6 protein-coding genes and 2 pseudogenes are annotated in these 4,268 nt (G+C 64.5%); 4 read left to right on the top strand and 4 right to left on the bottom strand.

Annotated features, from left to right (window positions below; translation table 11 throughout):
• Both DBR12_RS23225 and DBR12_RS18970 read right to left on the bottom strand, forming a co-directional pair.
• A pseudogene (locus DBR12_RS23225) lies at positions 1 to 399 on the bottom strand (MFS transporter); the annotation flags it as partial.
• Positions 389 to 889, bottom strand: coding sequence for a MarR family winged helix-turn-helix transcriptional regulator (locus tag DBR12_RS18970; protein WP_108618673.1), 501 nt, complete (start codon positions 887 to 889; stop codon positions 389 to 391). The gene DBR12_RS18970 and the pseudogene DBR12_RS23225, both read right to left, overlap by 11 nt.
• Before the next feature lie 73 nt (positions 890 to 962).
• Between DBR12_RS18970 and DBR12_RS18965 the strand changes: the two genes are divergently transcribed.
• Both DBR12_RS18965 and gloA read left to right on the top strand, forming a co-directional pair.
• Entirely contained in the window at positions 963 to 1,514 is a 552-nt protein-coding gene (locus tag DBR12_RS18965; RefSeq protein ID WP_108618672.1) for a PaaI family thioesterase, read from the top strand.
• Positions 1,511 to 1,924 (top strand): lactoylglutathione lyase, encoded by a 414-nt coding sequence (gene gloA, locus DBR12_RS18960; protein ID WP_108618671.1) that lies wholly within the window; start codon positions 1,511 to 1,513, stop codon positions 1,922 to 1,924. Before DBR12_RS18965 ends, gloA begins: the two co-directional genes overlap by 4 nt.
• A gap of 115 nt (positions 1,925 to 2,039) precedes the next feature.
• Here gloA and DBR12_RS18955 read toward each other — a convergent pair whose 3' ends face one another.
• Entirely contained in the window at positions 2,040 to 2,576 is a 537-nt protein-coding gene (locus tag DBR12_RS18955; protein ID WP_108618670.1) for an OmpA family protein, read from the bottom strand.
• A 119-nt stretch (positions 2,577 to 2,695) separates the two neighbouring features.
• On the opposite strand from DBR12_RS18955, the gene DBR12_RS18950 reads away from it, so the two are divergent.
• Together DBR12_RS18950 and DBR12_RS18945 are read left to right on the top strand one after the other, a co-directional pair.
• Positions 2,696 to 3,289, top strand: a complete 594-nt coding sequence (locus DBR12_RS18950) for a gamma-glutamylcyclotransferase (protein WP_108618669.1) — start codon at positions 2,696 to 2,698, stop codon at positions 3,287 to 3,289.
• A gap of 100 nt (positions 3,290 to 3,389) precedes the next feature.
• Positions 3,390 to 3,920 (top strand): superoxide dismutase family protein, encoded by a 531-nt coding sequence (locus DBR12_RS18945; protein WP_108618668.1) that lies wholly within the window; start codon positions 3,390 to 3,392, stop codon positions 3,918 to 3,920.
• An 86-nt stretch (positions 3,921 to 4,006) separates the two neighbouring features.
• On the opposite strand, the pseudogene DBR12_RS23220 reads toward DBR12_RS18945, so the two are convergent.
• Positions 4,007 to 4,268, bottom strand: a pseudogene (locus tag DBR12_RS23220) (NTP transferase domain-containing protein); the annotation flags it as partial.

The raw sequence follows: 4,268 nt of genomic DNA, 5'->3' as shown, positions 1-4,268 counted from the left end.
CATCAGCACCGAGGGGCCGGCCATGCCCGCCCCGCCCGCAGCCAGCACGCCAATGGCAAAAATCAGCCCGGCGGTGGTGGTCATGTAGGGGGTGATGAACGTGCCCAGCGCCACCAGCGTCACGCCCAGCAGGATGACGCGGCCGGTGCCGATGCGGTCGGCCACCGCACCCGCAAACGGCTGGGTCAGGCCCCACCACAGCTGGCCAAAGGCAAACGCCAGGCTGATGCTGCCAATGCCCAGCGCGGTGGAAGTGTTCAGTGCCGAGAGGAACAGGCCCATGGTCTGGCGCGTGCCCATGGTCATCGCAAAGGTGCCAGCGGCCGCCAGCAGCACCAGCCACAGGGCGATGGTGGGGGCCGCCGACTGGGGCTTGTTGGGCAGGGTATCAGTCGCCATGGCAAGCCTCCTGGTTGGGCAGTGCGGCCAGCAGGGCCAGCGAATCATCCACCAGTGCATGCAGCGCCACCACGCGGTCCGCGCCCAGGGCGTCGTTCAGGGCCAGCTGGGCGGCCTTCCAGTGGCGCTGGGCTTCGGCACGCTTGTCGCGGCCCGCGTCGGTGATGTGCACCAGGCGGCTGCGCGCGTCGGTGCCCGCCTCCAGCGTCACCCAGCCTGCATCCACCAGCGGGCGCAGGTTGCGGGTCAGCGTGGATGCGTCCATCTTCATCTCTGCTGCCAGGTCGCCAGGTCGGATCGGCCCGAGTTTGAGCACATGGGACAGCAGCGAATATTGCGTGGTCTTGAGCCCGCAGCGGGCCATTTCCGCGTCGTAATGGTTGGCCACGCGGCGCATGAGCTGGCGCAGCTTGAAGTTGGTGCAGCCCTGCGGCAACCCCGTAGCAACGGGGGGCACAACGGGCGCAAGGGCAGTGGTGTCGGCTTGCATGGATTTAATTGTATCTGCAATAATTGCATATGCAAGTCATCAATTTCAACCACGGCAACGACCAGGACACCCCATGACCCAACACAACCACCTCGAACACTGGCTGGCGCAGGAGCGCGACATCCTCGCCACGCTGGATGCCGGCCCCGGCCCGGGCGTGGCCACCCGCGAGCAGATCGCCCACCTGAACGGACTGCAGCAGATGCAGGCCATGCTGCGCGGCGAGCTGCCCTATGCCGCCATTGCCAAGACGCTGGACTTTCTGATCGTGGAAGTGGGCGACGGCACGGCCATCTTCCAGGGCACGCCGCGCGCAGAGCACCTCAACCCCATGGGCACGGTGCACGGCGGCTGGTTTGCCACACTGCTCGACTCGGCCCTGGGCTGTGCCGTGCACACGCGCATGGAGCCTGGACGCGGCTACACCACGGCCGAGCTGGGCATCAACCTCGTCAAGGCCATCACTCCCAAGGTGCAGCGCGTGCGTGCCGAAGGCCGCGTCATCCACAGTGGCCGCCAGCTGGCGACGGCCGAGGCGCGCCTAGTGGGGCCGGACGGCACGCTGTACGCCCACGCCACCACCACCTGCCTGGTTTTCGACTTGCCTGCACAATCGAAGGGATGAAATTCCTCCACACGATGCTGCGCGTTGGCAACCTTCAACGCTCGATTGATTTCTACACCAACGTTCTGGGCATGCAGCTGCTGCGCCAGTCCGAAAACCCCGAGTACAAGTATTCGCTGGCCTTTCTGGGCTTCGAAGGCGGCAACCCCGGCCAGGCCGAGATCGAGCTGACCTACAACTGGGGCGTGGAAGGCTATGAGATGGGCACGGCCTACGGCCACATCGCCCTGGGCGTGCCCGATGCGTATGCGGCGTGCGAAAAGATCAAGGCATCGGGCGGCAATGTGACGCGTGAAGCGGGCCCGGTGAAAGGCGGCACCACGGTCATTGCGTTTGTGACCGACCCCGATGGCTACAAGATTGAACTGATTCAGCGCGCCGAGGGTGCCGCTGGCGCGGGCCTGCGTTGAAGGGTGCTATCAATTAAATAGCTTCACGGGCATGGTGGTCGCGCGCAGACGGCAATTTTGACTATAAAAAAACCCGGCTTGGCCGGGTTTTTTTGTGGAGCGCGGGGTGCAGCGGTTACAGCGCGCCCAGAGCCACTTCCACGCGGCGGGCTTCGGCGTTGCTGCCGCTGGCCGTGGTTTCTTCGGGCTTCTTCAGCTCGATCTTGTCTTCGGCCACGCCCAGGGCCTTCAGGGCGTCGCGCACGGCAAAAGCGCGTTGCTTGGCCAGCTCGGCGTTCAGGGCTGCGTCACCCGTGGCGTCGTGAAAGCCAGAGACCACGGCCTTCTTGCCTTCGGCCACGCCTTTGACCACATCGGCCAGGGCTTCGTTGGCACCGCCCGCCAGGTCGGCCTTGGCGGTAGCAAAGTAGAACTTCACCACACCGTTTTCAACCCGCACGCTGGCTTCGTCTGCCACGGCAGCGGCTACATCAGCCGCCGGTGCTGCTGGCGCGCTGCTTGCAACTGCGGTAGCGGCGGGCTTGGCCGCGCCCGAGGCGCCGACACGCTTCACCACCACGGTGCCCACCACAGCCGAAATCACCAGCGCAATCAGCGCAAACAGGAAACCAAGGGCAAAACGTTGTTGGCTATCGTCGTCAGAACTGGACATGGAAAATCCCCCGAGTAATGGATGAATGGATGAGTTAATGGAAAAAGTGGCGCGGCTGCTAAAACCAAACCGTAGGCCCACGGCCTGCTGAGCAAAGCCTTCGATTGTAGAGTGCTCCCATGACGAATTTCCCCCTGCCCCTTCGCGATCCGGCCCCGATGCTGGAGCGAGCCCTCCATGAATGGGGCGGTCAGCACGACCTGTGGATCTTTGGCTATGGCTCACTCATCTGGCGCCCAGACTTTGATTACGCCGAGCGCCGCCCCGCCAAGGTGCACGGCTGGCATCGGGCGCTCAAGATGTGGAGCCGTATCAACCGGGGCACGCCTGAGTGCCCAGGCCTGGTGTTCGGCATGCTCTCGGGCGGCAGCTGCCGGGGCATGGTGTTCCGGGTCGACAGGACACATGCCCGCCAGGTACTCATCAGCCTGTGGCAGCGCGAGATGCCCACCGCCGTGTACGATCCGCGCTGGCTCACCTGCCACACGCCCCAGGGCCCAGTGAGTGCGCTGGCCTTCACCCTTTCGCGCAAAAGTCCCAACCATACCGGCGAGTTGCCAGAGCAGGAATACCGGCGCATTTTTGAAGAGGCCTGTGGCCGCTACGGCACCACACGGGACTACGCCCAGGCCACTTACGACGAGCTGCGCCGCCATGGCATTCATGACCGGGCCCTGGCAAGACTGATTGCGCTGGCCCGAAAAGAGCCATAGTGCACATTTCTGCTGGACGCGCATGCAGCAGGTGGCGAGACTGTGGCCTTGTGCCGGTTTCTATGCCGCGTTCTTTTAATCATCCGGAGGAGTTGGAGCCATGAAGAAGATCCGTTTTGCTTTTGCCCTGTCGGCCCTGACCGCTGTCGCGCTGGTGGGCTGCGCGTCGCACCTGTCAGGTAACCGCGCCACCGCCAAGCTGGAGCCCACCCGTGGCAACACCACCAGCGGTACTGTGACCTTTGTCCAGACTGGTGACGGGGTGCAGGTGTCGGGCGAGGTTCGTGGTCTCAAGCCGGACTCCGAACACGGCTTCCATATCCACGAAAAAGGCGATTGCTCCAGTGGCGACGGCATGAGCACAGGCGGCCACTTCAACCCTGGCGGCAAACCGCACGGAAGCCATGGTGCTAGCGAGCACCATGCAGGTGACTTACCCAGCCTCAAGGCCGACAAATATGGCGTGGCGGCATTCAGCTTTGTGGCGCGCAGCATCAGCGTGGCAGGCCCGACCACCGACATCGTGGGCAAGGGCCTGATCGTTCACCGCGACCCCGACGACTACAAGACCCAGCCCACGGGCAATGCAGGCCCCCGCCTGGCCTGTGCGGTCATCGCTGCGAAAAAATAAAAAATCACGGCCTCCGCAGCCTGAACAGCCTCTTCCCGGCAGCCCGCCCTCCAGAGATGGTCGGCGGTTTTTTTGCTATCAGACCGTCAGGCCGCCAGACCGTTTTGGCGGCCCGCCAGGATGCGTTCGGCGCGCACCAGGTCCTGCACAGTGTCTATGTCTGTCACCGTGCCCTCGTCATCCACCGCCAGGTTCTGCACCCGCCCCTGCTGCGCAAACTGGCGCACCACGCTGGCTGCGCCTTGCTCGCCCGACAAGGCCAGCAGGCCCTGCAGGCACTGCGCGCCAAACCCCACGGGATGGCCCCGCTCGCCATGGAAGAAGGGCACCGTCACCGCACTCTTGGCC

The sequence above is a fragment of the Acidovorax sp. HMWF029 genome (genome assembly GCF_003060895.1).
Taxonomy (GTDB): Bacteria; Pseudomonadota; Gammaproteobacteria; order Burkholderiales; family Burkholderiaceae_C; genus Acidovorax.
This window is presented reverse-complemented; position numbering and strand designations above follow the sequence as displayed.